This window comes from Spongiactinospora rosea, assembly GCF_003315795.1.
Lineage (GTDB): Bacteria > Actinomycetota > Actinomycetes > Streptosporangiales > Streptosporangiaceae > Spongiactinospora > Spongiactinospora rosea.
The window spans coordinates 37,978-52,733 of sequence record NZ_QMEY01000019.1 but is presented as its reverse complement, the minus strand read 5'-3'; the positions used below and the strand labels follow the sequence as shown (position 1 = coordinate 52,733).

16 protein-coding genes are annotated in these 14,756 nt (G+C 72.9%); 14 read left to right on the top strand and 2 right to left on the bottom strand.

Features of this window, described 5'->3' with window-relative positions; all coding sequences use genetic code 11:
- Positions 1–35: 35 nt before the first annotated feature.
- The 7 genes from paaK (at position 36) to DP939_RS32245 (ending at position 7,144) form a co-directional block, all read left to right on the top strand.
- Positions 36–1,421 (top strand): phenylacetate--CoA ligase PaaK, encoded by a 1,386-nt coding sequence (paaK, locus tag DP939_RS32275; RefSeq protein WP_113984623.1) that lies wholly within the window; start codon positions 36–38, stop codon positions 1,419–1,421.
- An 18-nt stretch (positions 1,422–1,439) separates the two neighbouring features.
- Positions 1,440–2,249, top strand: a complete 810-nt coding sequence (locus DP939_RS32270; protein WP_199565560.1) for an ABC transporter ATP-binding protein — start codon at positions 1,440–1,442, stop codon at positions 2,247–2,249.
- A gap of 80 nt (positions 2,250–2,329) precedes the next feature.
- Positions 2,330–3,148, top strand: a complete 819-nt coding sequence (locus DP939_RS32265; protein WP_158578809.1) for an ABC transporter permease — start codon at positions 2,330–2,332, stop codon at positions 3,146–3,148.
- The gene (locus DP939_RS32260; RefSeq protein WP_113984621.1) at positions 3,145–4,221 is read left to right on the top strand and encodes an ABC transporter substrate-binding protein; all 1,077 of its coding nucleotides are present in this window, start codon (positions 3,145–3,147) and stop codon (positions 4,219–4,221) included. The genes DP939_RS32265 and DP939_RS32260 overlap by 4 nt, the downstream gene beginning before the upstream one ends.
- Positions 4,222–4,270: 49 nt before the next feature.
- Positions 4,271–4,909, top strand: a complete 639-nt coding sequence (locus DP939_RS32255; RefSeq protein WP_113984620.1) for an NADPH-dependent F420 reductase — start codon at positions 4,271–4,273, stop codon at positions 4,907–4,909.
- 13 nt (positions 4,910–4,922) lie between these two features.
- Positions 4,923–6,332, top strand: a complete 1,410-nt coding sequence (gene iaaH, locus DP939_RS32250) for an indoleacetamide hydrolase (RefSeq protein WP_113984619.1) — start codon at positions 4,923–4,925, stop codon at positions 6,330–6,332.
- A 20-nt stretch (positions 6,333–6,352) separates the two neighbouring features.
- Positions 6,353–7,144 carry an enoyl-CoA hydratase-related protein gene (locus DP939_RS32245; RefSeq protein WP_147268222.1) on the top strand — a complete coding sequence of 264 codons (792 nt, stop codon included), beginning with the start codon at positions 6,353–6,355 and terminating at the stop codon, positions 7,142–7,144.
- 36 nt (positions 7,145–7,180) lie between these two features.
- Here the strand turns inward: DP939_RS32245 and DP939_RS32240 are convergent, their stop codons facing one another.
- On the bottom strand, positions 7,181–7,792 hold the full coding sequence (locus DP939_RS32240) for a TetR/AcrR family transcriptional regulator (protein WP_113984617.1): 612 nt from the start codon (positions 7,790–7,792) through the stop codon (positions 7,181–7,183).
- 82 nt (positions 7,793–7,874) lie between these two features.
- Here DP939_RS32240 and DP939_RS32235 point away from each other — a divergent pair, with 82 nt between their 5' ends.
- Positions 7,875–8,612: an enoyl-CoA hydratase/isomerase family protein gene (locus DP939_RS32235; protein ID WP_113984616.1), complete on the top strand. Its 738-nt coding sequence runs from the start codon at positions 7,875–7,877 to the stop codon at positions 8,610–8,612.
- On the top strand, positions 8,609–9,457 hold the full coding sequence (locus tag DP939_RS32230) for a 3-hydroxyacyl-CoA dehydrogenase family protein (RefSeq protein ID WP_113984615.1): 849 nt from the start codon (positions 8,609–8,611) through the stop codon (positions 9,455–9,457). The genes DP939_RS32235 and DP939_RS32230 overlap by 4 nt, the downstream gene beginning before the upstream one ends.
- Here DP939_RS32230 and DP939_RS32225 read toward each other — a convergent pair.
- Entirely contained in the window at positions 9,442–10,242 is an 801-nt protein-coding gene (locus tag DP939_RS32225; RefSeq protein ID WP_113984614.1) for an enoyl-CoA hydratase/isomerase family protein, read from the bottom strand. The genes DP939_RS32230 and DP939_RS32225 overlap by 16 nt on opposite strands.
- A 55-nt stretch (positions 10,243–10,297) precedes the next feature.
- On the opposite strand from DP939_RS32225, the gene paaZ reads away from it, so the two are divergent.
- The 5 genes from paaZ to paaD are packed head-to-tail and all read left to right on the top strand — an operon-like array spanning position 10,298 to position 14,756.
- Positions 10,298–12,331 (top strand): phenylacetic acid degradation bifunctional protein PaaZ, encoded by a 2,034-nt coding sequence (gene paaZ / locus DP939_RS32220; RefSeq protein ID WP_113984613.1) that lies wholly within the window; start codon positions 10,298–10,300, stop codon positions 12,329–12,331.
- Complete coding sequence (gene paaA / locus DP939_RS32215) at positions 12,328–13,245, top strand: 1,2-phenylacetyl-CoA epoxidase subunit PaaA (protein ID WP_113984612.1); 918 nt, start codon at positions 12,328–12,330, stop codon at positions 13,243–13,245. The genes paaZ and paaA overlap by 4 nt, the downstream gene beginning before the upstream one ends.
- A complete protein-coding gene (gene paaB / locus DP939_RS32210; protein ID WP_113984611.1) occupies positions 13,242–13,520 on the top strand; it encodes a 1,2-phenylacetyl-CoA epoxidase subunit PaaB in 279 nt (92 codons plus the stop codon). The genes paaA and paaB overlap by 4 nt, the downstream gene beginning before the upstream one ends.
- Complete coding sequence (gene paaC / locus DP939_RS32205) at positions 13,501–14,283, top strand: 1,2-phenylacetyl-CoA epoxidase subunit PaaC (RefSeq protein WP_113984610.1); 783 nt, start codon at positions 13,501–13,503, stop codon at positions 14,281–14,283. The genes paaB and paaC overlap by 20 nt, the downstream gene beginning before the upstream one ends.
- Positions 14,277–14,756: a 1,2-phenylacetyl-CoA epoxidase subunit PaaD gene (paaD, locus tag DP939_RS32200; protein WP_113984609.1), complete on the top strand. Its 480-nt coding sequence runs from the start codon at positions 14,277–14,279 to the stop codon at positions 14,754–14,756. Before paaC ends, paaD begins: the two co-directional genes overlap by 7 nt.

Genomic DNA, 14,756 nt, shown 5'->3' with positions numbered 1-14,756 from the left:
ATGCCCGATCCCCCTCGGGCGGGAAGGCGCCTCCGATGACCCTGCCCACCTCACCCGGGCCCATCTCACCCGGGCCCATCTCACCCGGGCCCACCTCACCCGGGTCCACCTCCGCCGGAAACCTTGAGCCGATCGAGACCGCGACCGTCGGCGAGCTGCGCGACCTGCAACTCGCCCGGCTGCGCCGCTCGGTACGGCACGCCTACGACAACGTGCCCCACTACCGCAGGGCCCTGGACCAGGCAGGCGTGGCACCCGGCGACATCAAGGCCCTGTCCGACCTCGCCCGGCTGCCCTTCACCACCAAGGACGACCTGCGGGCCGACTACCCGTACGGCATGTTCGCGGTACCGCCGGAGCAACTGGCCCGCGTCCACGCCTCGTCCGGCACCACCGGGCGGCCGACCATCGTCGGATACACCCGGGACGACCTGGACACCTGGGCCACCGTGGTCGCCCGGAGCATCCGCGCGGCGGGCGGCCGGCCCGGCGACCGCCTGCACAACGCCTACGGCTACGGCCTGTTCACCGGCGGCCTGGGGCTGCACGCCGGGGCGGAGAAGCTGGGCTGCACCGTGATCCCGGTCTCCGGCGGCATGACCGAACGGCAGGTCCGCCTGATCCAGGACCTGCGGCCGGACATCATCTCGCTCACCCCCTCCTACATGCTCGCGCTGATCGAGGAGATGGAACGCCAGGGCGTCGACCCGCGTACGACCTCCCTGCGCATCGGGATCTTCGGCGCCGAGCCGTGGACGAACGAGATGCGGCGCGAGATCGAGGACCGGACCGGCATCCACGCGGTGGACATCTACGGGCTCTCGGAGATCATCGGGCCGGGCGTGGCGCAGGAGTGCGTCGAGACCAAGGACGGCCTGCACGTCTGGGAGGACCACTTCTACCCCGAGATCGTCGATCCGGAGAGCGGCGAGGTGCTGCCGGACGGCGAGGAGGGCGAGCTGGTGTTCACCACGCTGACCAAGCAGGCCATGCCGGTGCTGCGGTACCGCACGCGCGACCGTACCCGGCTGCTGCCGGGCACCGCCCGGCCGATGCGCAGAATCGAGCGCATCTCGGGCCGCACCGACGACATGATCATCCTGCGCGGGGTGAACCTGTTCCCCACGCAGATCGAGGAACTGCTGCTCACGACGGCGGACCTGGCGCCGCACTTCCAGTGCGTGCTGACCCGCGAGGGCGCGCTCGACGCGCTGACCGTACGGGTGGAACGGCGGGCCGCCGCGACCGCCCATGACGCGGCGAACGCCGCCGCCGAACTGCGCACGTCCATCAAGAACGTGATCGGCGTCACCGTCGCCGTCGAGGCCGTCGCGCCCGGCGAGGTCGAGCGGTCGGCCGGGAAGATGCGGCGCGTCATCGACGAACGGCCGCCCCGGACGGGCCCGGCCGGGTCCCCCTAGATCCACGCCATCGTTCCGTTGGCCTCACCCGAGGAGGCGCACATCAACACCACACTCGCGAACCCGGGCGCCGCCGTACGGCTGCGCGCGGTCGGCAAGAGGTTCGACGGCGGGGTCGAGGCGGTGAAGGACCTGAGCCTCACCGTCGCGCCCGGGGAGTTCGTCTCGATCGTCGGCTCCAGCGGCTGCGGCAAGTCGACCCTGCTCCGGATCATCGCCGGCCTGGTCCCCGGCACCAGCGGCTCGGTCGAGGTGCACGGCGAGCCGGTCACCGCGCCGCGCAGGGACGTGGGCCTGATGTTCCAGCGTCCCGCCCTGCTGGCCTGGAAGACGTCCCTGGAGAACGTCCTGCTCCCGGTGGCCCTGCACCGCCGGGTAGGCGCGGACGACCTCCGCGAGGCCATGCGCCTGCTCGGCCTCTTCCACCTCCAGGGCTTCGAGCACCGCTTCCCACGGCAGTTGTCCGGCGGCATGCAACAGCGCGTGGCCCTGGCCCGCCTGCTGATGACCGGAGCACGCGTCCGCCTCCTCGACGAGCCGTTCGGCGCCCTCGACGAACTGACCAGGGAAAGCCTGAACCTCCAGCTCGCCCGGCTGCACGAACGCTCGGCCTCGGCCACCGTCTTCATCACCCACAACATCTCCGAGGCCGTCCTCCTCTCCGACCGCGTCATCGTCATGACCGCCCGCCCCGGCACCATCGCGGCCGACGTGGCCATCCCCCTGCCTCGCCCCCGCTCCCTGAGCACGGCCCACACACCCGATTTCCAGAAACTCGCCCTCGCGGTCCGCGACGGCCTCGAATCTCCCTCCGGCGAAGGGGGCTGATCGGTTTGCTCCGGCGATTCACATCCACAGCGCGGGCTCGGGCGGCCGGGGACGGTACGCCGACGGCGGGGCGTGGGCGGGTGGTCGCTCCGGTCGGGTTGTTCGTGGTCATCGTGGTCCTTTGGGACCTCGCCAACACCCAAGGCTGGATCAGTGATCTGATCCTGCCCAGGCCCGGCGAGGTCGTCGTGGCGATCTATGAGCACTTCGCCGACGCCCTGATCTGGCCGCACCTCGGGGCCACCCTCTTCGAGACGCTGGCCGGGTTCGCGCTGGCCGCCGTACTCGGGGTCGGCCTCGCGATCGCGGCCGGGGCGTCCAGGCCGCTGCGGCAGATGATCTACCCGTACGCGGTCACCCTGCAGGTCCTGCCGATGCTGTCGATCGCGCCGATCCTGATCTCGGCCTTCGGCTTCGGGTACACCTCGAAGATCGTCATCGCCGGGCTGATCGCCTTCTTCCCGATCTTCGTGAACGCGCTCACCGGCCTGCTGACCCCCGACCCCGACGCAGAAGAGCTGTTCCGGTCCCTGCGCGTCGGCAGGAGGCGGACCTTCACCGCCCTGCTGCTCCCCACCGCCGCACCGATGATCTTCGCGGGGCTGCGGATCGGGCTGACCCTGGCCCTGGCCGGCGCGGTCGTCGCGGAGATCGTGTCCTCCCAGGAAGGGCTCGGGTTCCTCGTCCAGCGCCACAGCGCCCAGTTGAACCAGGACGACGCCTTCGCCGTGGTCCTCATCCTCACCGCGATGGGCCTGCTGCTGTACGGGGCCATCAACCGGGCCGACCACACGGTCGTCTTCTGGCGGCACGCCGCCGGCCTGCCCGCCATGACCAGGCGCAGGGAGAAGCGCGTGCTGCGGCGGCTCACGACGGCCCGACAGAAGAGGTTCCCATGAACGGATCACGGCGCCGCGCCCGCCTGCTCGCCCCGCTGCTGGCGCTCACCCTGGCCGCCTGCGGCTCCTCCGGTGGCGCCACCGGAGGAGTGGACGGCACGCTCACGCTCGCCACCCCGGCCCCGAACTCCCTGTTCACCTTCAACGAGGTCCTGGCCCGCAAGCTCGGGTTCTTCGAGGAGGAAGGGCTCAAGGTCGAACTCGCGCCCGTCGCCGACAACATCCCCATCGCCGCCCTCGTCCAGAACGGCAAGGCCGACATCGGCCTGGTCGCCGCCACCGATGCGATCTCCGCCGCGCTCCGCACGGACGACCTGCGCCTGCCGTACGACGAGCGGACCGGCGGCAACGGCTTCCTGATCGGCCTCGTGGTCCCGGAGAAGAGCACGATCAAGACCGTCGCCGACCTCAGGGGCAAGAACGTCGGGCTCGCCTCACCCGACCAGGACCGCGCCTATCTCACCGCCGCCCTGAAGAAGGCGGGCATGACCATCGCCGACGTCACCACGACGATGGTCGGGCCGGGCAGTCCCTCGGTGGCCCAGACGCTGCAGTCCGGGCGGATCGCGGCCTACGCCGGTACGCTCACCGACTTCTTCGCCTTCGACGAGGCCGGGCTGCCGGTGCGGGACATCACCCCACAGGGCCTCGGCGGGCTGCCCGTCGGCGGGTACATCGTGCGCGCCGAGTCGCTGCGCGGCGGTGACGCGCTGGTCCGGTTCTTCCGGGCGCTGGCCAGGGGCACCTACGCCGGCATCGAGCGCCCGAAGGTGGCCGAGGCGGCGCTGCGGCAGGTGGCCCCCGAGCAGTGGAGCGAGCCGGAGCAGTCCAGGGCGCTGCTCGAAGCCCTGGCCGAGACCCTCGTGCCCTTCGACGGAAAGTCCTTCGGCGAGGTCAGGGCCGATCGCTGGGGTGAGGCCCAGCGGCTGCTGCTGGAGGCCAAGGTGGTCGAGCGTTCCGTCGATCTCAACACATTTCTGCAGCGGGACCTCCTGCAGCGGATCAACGCCTTCGACCGCGAGGCCACGCTGGCCAAGGCCGACCAGTGGCTGACCACGAACGGAACCGGCTGACCCGCCGGTCCCCCCGATGAAAACCCCCACTCACCATGAGGAGCGCACTTTGACGTACATCGCCGTTCTCGGTTCCGGGCGCGTCGGCGCCACCCTGGCCGCCAAGTTCGCCGAGGCCGGGCATAAGGTCGCCATCGGCAGCAGGAACGTCACCGAGGTCTCCGCCGCCTGGCAGGGCAGGCCGGTGACGGTCACCACCCCCGCCGACGCCGCGCGGGCGGCCTCGGTGGTCGTCAACGCCACGCCCGGCGACTCGTCCATGGACCGGCTCGTCGCGCTGCGCGACGAGCTGGCCGGGAAGATCCTGATCGACGTGGCCAACGCCACCGAGCGCGGGCCGGGCGGCATGCCGGGCCCGCTGATGTACCCCAACAGCAGCCTGGCCGAGCATCTGCAGGCCGCGCTGCCGGACACCAAGGTCGTCAAGACCCTCAGCACCATGCTGTCCCCGGTCATGGCCGACCCGCACCGGCTCAAGGAGGTCCCCCGGGCGTTCCTCTCCGGCGATGACGACGCCGCCAAGGCGGAGGTCGCCCGGCTGCTGGGCGACCTCGGGTGGCCCGCGGAGTGGGTCGAGGATCTGGGGGACGTCACCACCGCGCGGGGTCCGGAGGCGGGCATGCTGCTCGCCACGGCGATCATGCGGCGTCGCGGCATGGTCCCGTTCGCGCTCACCATCGCCCTGTAGGCGGGTGACCAGGATGGGAACCGAGCCGCACTGGCTGTCCGCGGTCGAGGCCGTACGCCTGCTGCGCGACGGTGACCTGAAGCTGGAGGACTACGTGGAGGCCCTGATCGGGCGGACCGCCCGGCTGGCGGGGCTGAACACCTACGTCACGCACGACCCCGCGCTGATCCGGCGGTCCGTGCGGGAGGCCGGAAACCGGCCCGGGCCCCTGTACGGCCTGCCGTTCGCGCTCAAGGACGCGATCGACACCGCGGACCTGCCCACCACGGCCACCACGCCCGCGCTGCGCGGCTGGCGGCCACGCCGCAACGCCCCGATCGCGCAGCGGCTGCTGGACGCGGGCGGCACGCTGATGGGCAAGCAGACCCTCGGCGAGCTGTCGTTCGGGATCACCGGCAACAGCCCCGCGTTCGGCACGGTGGGCAACCCCTACGCCCCCGGCCACCTGCCGGGCGGCAGCAGCGGCGGCACCGCGGCGGGGGTGGCCGCCGGGCTGGTCCCCGCCGGGATCGGGGCCGACACGGGCGGGTCCTGCCGCATCCCGGCCGCGCTGTGCGGCTGCGTCGGCTTCCGCCCGTCGCACGGCCGCTACGACCGGCGCGGGATGATCCCGATCTCCTCCAGCCGGGACACCGCGGGGCCGATCGCCCGTTCGGTGGCGGACGTGCGGCTGGTCGACGCGATCTGTGCGCCCGCGGGGGCCGACCCCACGCTGACCGCCGACCTCCGCGGCCTGCGGCTGGGCGTCCCCGCCGGGCACTTCTACGAGGACCTGGACCCGCAGGTCGCGACCGTGACCGAACGCGCGCTCGACGACCTCGCCGTGCGCGGCGCGGTACTGGTCGAGCGGGACATCCCGGACCTGCGGCGGCTCAACGACCTGGTGAGCTTCGCCATCGTGCTGTATGAGGTGGGCCGGGAGCTGTCGGCCTACCTCTACCAGCACGCCGCGCCCATCTCACTGCGCGACCTGGTGGGCCAGGTCGCCACCGACACCGTGCGCGAGACGCTGGAGTCCATCCTGGACGAGGACCAGATATCGGCGGCCGACTACCGGGAGGCGCTGACCGTCCACCGCCCGGCGCTCCGCGCGGCCTACGGCGCCTACTTCGCCGAACACGAGGTGAGCGCCGTCGTGGTACCGACGACCCCGCTGCCCGCGCGCCCGCACCGGCCCGCGGGGGAGGACCGCACGGTGGAGCTGAACGGCGCGAGCGTGGACACCTTCTTCACCTACATCAGGAACACCGACCCGCCCAGCAACGCGGGGCTGCCGTGCCTGTCGGTCCCGTCGGGACTGTCCGCCGACGGCCTGCCGATCGGCCTTGAGCTGGTCGGCCCCGCCCGCTCCGACAGCAGGCTGCTGGCCATCGGCGAGGCGGTCGAACGGGCGCTGCCCCCGCTGCCCCGCCCCGCCCTGTGAACCGGGAGTTGACCCCGAAGATGAACCCGACCGAGCAGGAAACGGTCCACTACGAGAAGCGGGACCGGCTGGCGCTGATCCGGCTGGACCGGCCGGACGTCGCCAACGCCATCGACCCGCCGACGCTCCAGGCCCTGGGCGAGTCCTACCACCGGGCCGACAACGACGAGGAGGTCGTGGTCGTGGTGCTGCACGCGGCGGGCCCGGACTTCTCCGTCGGCCTGGACCCGGTGAGCTTCCTGCCCACGCTCCAGGCCCGTACCTACAGCCCCGACGGCCCCGGCCGGATCAACCCGTTCGGGACGACGACCCGGCTGTCCAAACCCCTGGTCGCCGCCGTGCAGGGACGCGTCGGCGCGATGGCGCACGAGCTGATGCTCGCCGCCGACATCCGCGTCGCCGCGTCGGACACCGGTTTCAGCCAGGGCGAGGTCAGCCGGGGGACCACGCCCGCGGGCGGCGGCGGCCTGCGCATGCCGCTGGAGGTCGGCTGGGGCAACGCGATGCGCTGGATCCTCACCGGCGAGCCGTGGGACGCCGCGGAGGCGCTGCGGCTCGGCCTGGTCCAGGAGGTCGTCGAGCCGGGGCGGCAGCTCGCGCGGGCCGTGGCGCTGGCCGAGATGATCGCCGCCCACCCGCCGCTGGCGCTGCGCGAGACGCTGCGGGTGGGCCGCCTGGCCATGGAAGGTCACGCGCACCAGGTCTTCGCCGAGCTGGTGCCCGCCCTCTACCGGTTGCTCGGCACCCAGGACTTCGCCGAGCGGCTGGAGGCGCTGCGCGAGGGCCGCGACCCGGTGTACGTGGGCAGGTAGCACCGCGTGCGGCGGGCCGATCGGCCCGCCGCGCGCTCAGGGACGGAAGCCGTCGAAGGCCATCGTGCGGATGGCCTCGGCCAGGTCTGCCGCGCTGGTCGCCTCGTTCGGCCGGTACCACTCCACCACGGAGTTGACCATGCCGAACAGCAGCCTGCTCGCGACCGCGGGATCGACGTCGGGGCGGATGTCGCCGTCGGCCTTGGCCTCGGCGACCAGCCCGGCCACCAGCCGGTCGAACTGCCGCCGCCGGTCGAGCGCCCGCTGCTCCACCTCGGTGTTGCCCCGGACCCTGAGCAGCAGGGTCACGTACGGCAGCCGCTCGACCAGCACCGCGACGCTGGCCCGGATGAGCTGTTCGAGCCGGTCGATCGCGGGGACCCCGGCGGCGGTCGCCTCGGCCGCCGCCGCGAAGAGCCCGTCGAGGGCGCGGTTGACGCCCAGCTCCAGCAGCTCGTCCTTGCTGGAGACGTGGTGGTAGATGGCGGCCTTGCTGATGCCGAGCTTCTTGGACAGGTCGTCCATGCTCGTGCCGTCGTAGCCGCGTTCGTTGAAGACCTGGACCGCGACCTGGAGCAGGCTCTCCCTGTTGTAACCCGGGCGTCCCCGCCGAGGCCGGCTTCGGTCCAACGTCGTCACCCTGTTCATTATGGGCCATGTCCGGAACCAGGTAACCAACCGAACGTACGGTAAGTATATGGTGGGCCCAGATCGTGAGGACGGAGCACGCATGAGCCACCGGACGCTGCTGGTCGAAGAACGGGACGACCGGGTCATCGTCACACTGAACAGACCCGAGGCCCGTAACGCCATCGACGCCGAGATGGTCGGCGAACTGCACACGCTGTGCGGCGAACTGGAGCGGCGTCCGCGCCTGCTGCTGCTGACCGGGGCGGGCGGCGTGTTCGCCGCCGGCGCGGACATCCGGGAGCTGCTGGAACGCGGCCGGGAGGAGGCGCTGGCCGGCATCAACAGCAGGCTGTTCGACCGGATCGCCCGCCTGCCGCTGCCCACCGTGGCCGCGGTGGACGGCTACGCGCTCGGCGGCGGCGCCGAACTGGCCTACGCCTGCGACGTCAGGCTCGCGAGCGAGGCGGCGGTGTTCGGCAACCCGGAGCCGGGCCTTGGCATCCTGGCCGCGGCGGGGGCCTGCTGGCGGCTGGCGGAGCTGGCCGGGCGGTCGGTCGCCAAGCAGGTGCTGCTCGGCGGCAGGCGGCTGAACGCCGCGGAGGCGCACGGGTTCGGGCTGGTCGCCGAGGTCGTACCGGCCGGGCGGCTGCTGGAACGCGCGCACGCGCTGCTGGACCGGATGGCGTCCTCCTCCCCGATGGCGCTCCGGCTGACCAAGCTGGTCCTGGACGCCCGCGGCCCGCACCCGCTGGCCGACGACCTGGCCCAGGCCGTGCTCTTCGAGGGACCCGACAAGGCCGAGCGCATGCGCGCCTTCCTGGACCGGAGGCCGTCATGACGGGCGTCCCGGCCGAGGTCGGCGTGATCGGGGGCGGGCGGATGGGCGCGGGCATCGCGCAGTGCTTCGCCGCGCTCGGCTCCCACGTGGTCGTGGTGGAGCCGGTGGCCGCCGAGGCCGCCGCGCAGCGGATCGCCGAAGGCGTGCGGACCGCGGCGGACAAGGGAAAGCTGGCCGAAGGCCCGGCCGCGGTGCTCGCCCGGGTGCGCGTGGCCTCCGCCATGGCCGACCTCCCCGCCACGGCGGATCTCGTCGTGGAGGCCGTGCCCGAACAGGCCGCCCTGAAGGCGGACGTGCTGGCCGCGGCCGAGGAGGTCGTGGCCGAGGACACCGTGATCGCCACCAACACCAGCTCGCTGTCGATCGGCGAGCTGGCGGCCGTGCTGCGGCTTCCCGGGCGCTTCCTCGGCATGCACTTCTTCAACCCCGTCCCCGCCTCCCGCCTGGTGGAGGTGGTGATGGGCGCCGCCACCGAGGAGCGGGCCCGGGACCTGGTGCTGGGCTGGGTGCGCGCGCTGGGCAAGTCCGAGGTGGTCGTGGCGGACTCCCCGGGATTCGCCACCAGCCGGCTCGGCGTACTGCTCGGCCTGGAGGCCATCCGGATGCTCGAAGAGGGCGTGGCCGACGCCGAGTCCATCGACCGGGCGATGGAACTCGGCTACCGGCACCCGATGGGGCCGCTGCGCTCGACCGATCTGGTCGGTCTCGACGTGCGCCTGGCCATCGCCGAGTACCTGCACCGCACGCTGGGCGAGCGCTTCGCGCCGCCGCGCCTGCTACGCGAGAAGGTCGCCCGCGGCGAGCTGGGCCGCAAGACCGGCCGGGGCTTTCACGACTGGAGCTGATCGGCGCGGCCGGTGAACTCCGGCCGCCGCTTGTCCAGGAAGGCGCGTACGGCGTCACGATGGTCGGCGGTCCGGCCCAGCCGGGCCTGGGCCGCCGCCTCCAGCGCAAGGATCTCCGTCAGCGGCGGGTTCGCGGCGGCGGCGATGGCCCGCTTGGCCTCGGCGAAGGCCAGGGTCGGCCCGGCGGCCAGCCGCGCCGCCAGCTCCGCCGCCGCGGCGGCCAGTTCGCCGGCCGGTACGACGCGGGTCACCAGGCCCCATTCCGCGGCCTGCCCGGCGGTGAACGGCTCGCCGAGCAGCACCAGTTCCGCCGCGCGGGCCGCGCCCACCGCCCGGACCAGGCTCGCCGACAGCCCGGAGTCGCAGGTCAGGCCGATGCCGGTGAAGGCGGTGGCGAACCGCGCGCCCTCCGCCGCGATCCGCAGGTCGCACGCGAGGGCGATGCCGAGCCCCGCCCCCGCGCAGGAGCCGTTCACCGCGGCGATCACCGGCTTGGGCATCGTGGCCAGCGCCTGGACGATCGGGTGGTAGTGCTCGCCCAGCGTGTCGAAGGCGTGTTCCGGATCGGCCTCCAGGGTGGCCGCGTGCTCGGCCAGGTCCTGTCCCACGCAGAAGGCCCTTCCGGTGCCGGTGAGGACCACCGCCCGTACCTCGGGGTCGCGCCCCAGCGTCTCGACGGCGTCGCGCAGCCCGGCCTTCAGCGGGGCGGTGAGCGCGGGACGGATCAGCGTGACCGTGGCCACCGGCCCCTCGGTGGAGACGGCGATGAGGCTTCCATCTGTCATGCGGCTACGTTACATTACTAACTGAACGTCCGGTAGGTTAATCAAGGAGGCCACGTTGACCGCACTGCGGAGCTACGTGTCGGGCCGATGGCACGTCCCGCCGGAAGAGGGACGCCCGGTGCTGGACGCCGTGACCGGGGAGGAGGCGGCCCGGGTCTCCGCCGCCGGTGTGGACCGGGCGGCGGCGCTCGCGTACGGGCGCTCGGCCGGCGGCCCCGCGCTGCGCGAACTGACCTTCCACCAGCGCGCCCTGCTGCTCAAGCAGCTCGCCCTGTACCTGCGCGAGCACCGCAAGGAGCTGTACGCGCTGTCGGCGCGCACCGGCGCGACCCTCGCCGACTCCCGCATCGACGTGGACGGCGGCATCGGCGTGCTGCTCTCCTACGGCAGCAAGGGCCGCCGCGAGCTGCCCAACGACACCGTGCTGGTCGAGGGCGAGGTCGAGCCGCTCGGCAAGGGCGGCACCTTCGTCGGCCGCCACCTGTGCACGCCGCTGCCCGGCGTCGCGGTGCAGATCAACGCCTTCAACTTCCCGATGTGGGGGCCGCTGGAGAAGTTCGCGCCCGCCTTCCTGGCCGGGATGCCGAGCCTGATCAAGCCCGCCACCCCGACCGCGTACCTCACCGCCAGGCTCGTCGAGCTGATCGTCGCGTCCGGCCTGCTGCCCGAGGGGACCGTGCAACTGCTCTGCGGCGAGGCGGGCGACCTGCTCGACCACCTCACCGAGCAGGACGTCGTGGGCTTCACCGGCTCGGCCGCCACGGCGGCCCGGCTGCGCGACCACCCCACGGTCGCGGCCCGCTCGGTGCGCTTCAACGCCGAGGCCGACTCACTGAACTGCTCCGTGCTCGGCCCCGACGCCCGTCCGGGCACGCCGGAGTTCGACCTGTACGTCCAGCAGCTCGTCACCGAGATGACCGCCAAGGCCGGGCAGAAGTGCACCGCGATCCGCCGCGCCATCGTCCCGGCCGGCCTGCTCGGCGCGGTGGCCGAGGCCACCGCCGAACGGCTGGCCGCGGTCAGGATCGGAAACCCGGCCGGCGACGGTGTCACCATGGGCCCGCTGGCCGCCCGCGAGCAGCGCGACGAGGTACGCCGCGCGGTCAAGGCCCTGATGGGCGCGGCCGACGCGATCTACGGCGACCCCCGGCGGGTCCAGGTGATCGACGCCGACGCCGAGCGGGGCGCGTTCCTGTCGCCGATCCTGCTGCGGGCCGATGACCCCGGACGCGGCGAGGTCCACGAGGTGGAGGCGTTCGGGCCGGTCGCCACCCTGATCCCGTACCACTCGGCGCGGGAGGCGGTCGAACTGGCCGCGCGCGGCCGGGGCAGCCTGGTCGGCTCGGTCGTGACCGCCGACACCGCCTTCGCCCGCGAGGTGGTGTTCGGGGTCGCGCCCTGGCACGGCCGCATCCTGGTGCTCAACGCCGAGGACGCCGCCGAGTCCACCGGCCACGGCTCGCCGCTGCCCATGCTCGTGCACGGCGGCCCCGGCCGGGCCGGGGGCGGCGAGGAACTGGGCGGCATCCGGGGCGTGCTGCACCACATGCAGCGCACGGCGGTGCAGGCCGGACCGGCCATGATGAGCGCCCTCACCGGACGCTGGACCCAGGGCGCGCCGCGCGCCGAGGGCACCCACCCGTTCCGCAAGCACCTCGGCGAACTGCGGGTCGGCGACTCGGTGACCGCGGGCCCGCGCACCGTGACCCTCGCCGACGTCGAGCACTTCGCGGAGTTCACCGGCGACACCTTCTACGCGCACATGAACCAGGAGGCCGCCGCCGCCAACCCGTTCTTCGAGGGCCGGGTGGCGCACGGCTACATGATCGTCTCGCTGGCCGCGGGCCTGTTCGTGGACCCCGACCCCGGTCCGGTGCTGGCCAACTACGGCCTGGAGAACCTGCGCTTCCTGACCCCCGTCTACCCCGGCGACGAGCTGAGCGTGACGCTGACCGCCAAGCAGATCACCCCCCGCGAGGACGCCGACTACGGCGAGGTGCGCTGGGACACCCGGGTGACCAACCAAGACGGCGCCGTGGTGGCCGCCTACGACGTGCTCACCATGGTCGCGAAGGAGGGGACAGAATGACCGGCTTCGACGCGATCATCGCCCGCGACCAGCGGATCGAGCCGCGGGACCGGATGCCCGACGCCTACCGCGCCACGATGGTCCGGCAGATCGCCCAGCACGCCCACTCCGAGATCATCGGCATGCAGCCGGAGGGCCGCTGGATCACCCGGGCCCCCTCGCTGCGGCGCAAGGCGATCCTGCTGGCCAAGGTCCAGGACGAGGCCGGGCACGGCCTGTACCTGTACGCGGCGGCCGAGACCCTGGGCGCCGACCGGGCCGACCTCACCGCCAAGCTGATCTCCGGCGCGCAGAAGTACTCCTCGATCTTCAACTACCCGTCCCTGACCTTCGCCGACGTCGGGGTGATCGGCTGGCTGGTGGACGGCGCGGCGATCTGCAACCAGGTGCCGCTGTGCCGCACCTCCTACGGCCCCTACGCGCGGGCCATGATCCGCATCTGCAAGGAGGAGTCCTTCCACCAGCGGCAGGGCTATGAGCTGCTGATGAGGATGACGCGCGGCACCCCGGAGCAGCGCGAGATGGTCCAGGAAGCGGTGGACCGCTGGTGGTGGCCGTCGCTGATGATGTTCGGCCCGCCGGACGCCGAGTCGCCCAACACCGCCCGGTCGATGGCCTGGAAGATCAAGCGGCACACCAACGACGAGCTGCGGCAGCGGTTCGTGGACATGAGCGTGCCGCAGGCCGACGCCCTCGGGGTCCGGCTGCCCGACCCGGAGCTGCGCTGGAACGAGGAGCGCGGGCACTACGACTTCGGCGAGGTGGACTGGGCGGAGTTCCGCCGCGTGATCGGCGGCGAAGGCCCGTGCAACGCCGAGCGGATCGCCGTACGGCGATCCGCGCACGAGGAGGGCGCCTGGGTACGCGAGGCGGCCGAGGCGCACGCCGCCAAGCGGGCAGGGCGGGCGGCATGAGCTGGCCGCTGTGGGAGGTGTTCGTCCGCGCGCGCCGCGGCCTGAACCACGTGCACGCCGGTTCGCTTCGCGCCGCGGACGAGGCCATGGCCCTGCACAACGCGCGCGACCTCTACACCCGCAGGGACGAGGGCGTGAGCATCTGGGTGGTGCGCAGCGAGCACATCACTGCCTCCAGCCCGGAGGAGCGCGATCCGTTCTTCGCCCCGAACGCCGACAAGATCTACCGTCACCCCACGTTCTACGAGATCCCCGATGACGTCCCTCACATCTGAGTCCGTTGAGTCCGCGGACCTGGCGGCGTACTGCCTGATGCTCGGCGACGACGCGTTGATCATGTCGCACCGGCTGCAGGAGTGGTGCGCCCGCGCCCCGGAGATCGAGGAGGAGGTCGCCCTCGCCAACATCGCGCTCGACCTGCTCGGCCAGGCCCGCCTGCTGCTCACCCGGGCGGGCGAGGCCGAGGGTGCCGGGCGGGACGAGGACCGGCTGGCGTTCTTCCGGGAGGCCGCGGAGTTCCGCAACGTGCGGTTCACCGAGACGACCGGCGACTTCGCGGTGACCATGACCGGGCTGCTGGTGTTCGCCACCTGGCGGCTGGCCGTGTTCGGCGGGCTGACCCGCTCGCGGGACGCCGGCCTGGCGGCCGTGGCCAAGAAGGCCGTCAAGGAACTGGCCTACCACCGCGACCACGCCGCGCAGTGGGTCGTCCGGCTCGGCGACGGCACCGACGTCTCCCACCGGCGCGCCCAGCTCGCCTGGGACTCCGCCCTGGGCGACGCCGCCGAGCTGCTGCACGCCCACCCCGTCGAACTCCGCATGGCGGCCGCCGGGATCGGCGTCGATCCGGCCACCGCGCGGCCCGAGCTGGAACAGGTGCTGGCCCAGGTCGCGGCGGCGGCCACGCTGCGCCACCGGCCGCTGCCCGAGCCGCCGCGCGGCGGCACCGGCCGGTACGGCGAGCACTCGGCCGCCATGCCCGCGCTGCTCGGCGAACTCCAGAGCGTGGCCCGTGCCCACCCGGAGGCGACATGGTGACCGCCAGGCAGGCCGCAGAGACGGTGACCGACCCCGAACTGCCCGTGCTGACCCTGGCCGAGCTGGGCGTGCTGCGCGACGTGCGCGAGAGCGACGGCGTGGTGGTGGTGTCCATCACGCCCACCTACACCGGCTGCCCCGCGATCGAGGCGATGCGGGACGATCTGCGCGCCAGGCTGCGCGAGGAGGGCTACCCCCGGGTGGAGGTGCGTACCGTACTGGACCCGCCGTGGACCACCGACTGGATCTCCGCGGCGGGCCGGGAGAAGCTGCGCGCGGCCGGGATAGCGCCCCCCGGCGCGGCCCCCCGCCCGGGGACAATCGACCTGGGGCCGATCAGGCGGGCGGTGCGCTGCCCGCGCTGCGACTCCGCCGACACGGTCGAGCTGTCGCCGTTCGGCTCCACCGCCTGCAAGGCGCTGCACCGCTGCCGCCACTGCCTGGAACCCTTTGAACGCGTCAAGGAGATCTGA

What these genes read in the sequence shown, in the direction of transcription:
- paaB (WP_113984611.1), top strand. Translation starts at nt 13,242, where the DNA reads ATGAGCTGGCCGCTGTGGGAGGTGTTCGTCCGCGCGCGCCGCGGCCTG.
- DP939_RS32230 (WP_113984615.1), top strand. Translation starts at nt 8,609, where the DNA reads ATGACGGGCGTCCCGGCCGAGGTCGGCGTGATCGGGGGCGGGCGGATG.
- DP939_RS32245 (WP_147268222.1), top strand. Translation starts at nt 6,353, where the DNA reads ATGAACCCGACCGAGCAGGAAACGGTCCACTACGAGAAGCGGGACCGG.
- DP939_RS32260 (WP_113984621.1), top strand. Translation starts at nt 3,145, where the DNA reads ATGAACGGATCACGGCGCCGCGCCCGCCTGCTCGCCCCGCTGCTGGCG.
- paaA (WP_113984612.1), top strand. Translation starts at nt 12,328, where the DNA reads ATGACCGGCTTCGACGCGATCATCGCCCGCGACCAGCGGATCGAGCCG.
- DP939_RS32240 (WP_113984617.1), bottom strand. Translation starts at nt 7,792, where the DNA reads ATGAACAGGGTGACGACGTTGGACCGAAGCCGGCCTCGGCGGGGACGC.
- paaK (WP_113984623.1), top strand. Translation starts at nt 36, where the DNA reads ATGACCCTGCCCACCTCACCCGGGCCCATCTCACCCGGGCCCATCTCA.
- paaD (WP_113984609.1), top strand. Translation starts at nt 14,277, where the DNA reads ATGGTGACCGCCAGGCAGGCCGCAGAGACGGTGACCGACCCCGAACTG.
- DP939_RS32235 (WP_113984616.1), top strand. Translation starts at nt 7,875, where the DNA reads ATGAGCCACCGGACGCTGCTGGTCGAAGAACGGGACGACCGGGTCATC.
- paaC (WP_113984610.1), top strand. Translation starts at nt 13,501, where the DNA reads ATGACGTCCCTCACATCTGAGTCCGTTGAGTCCGCGGACCTGGCGGCG.
- iaaH (WP_113984619.1), top strand. Translation starts at nt 4,923, where the DNA reads ATGGGAACCGAGCCGCACTGGCTGTCCGCGGTCGAGGCCGTACGCCTG.
- DP939_RS32225 (WP_113984614.1), bottom strand. Translation starts at nt 10,242, where the DNA reads ATGACAGATGGAAGCCTCATCGCCGTCTCCACCGAGGGGCCGGTGGCC.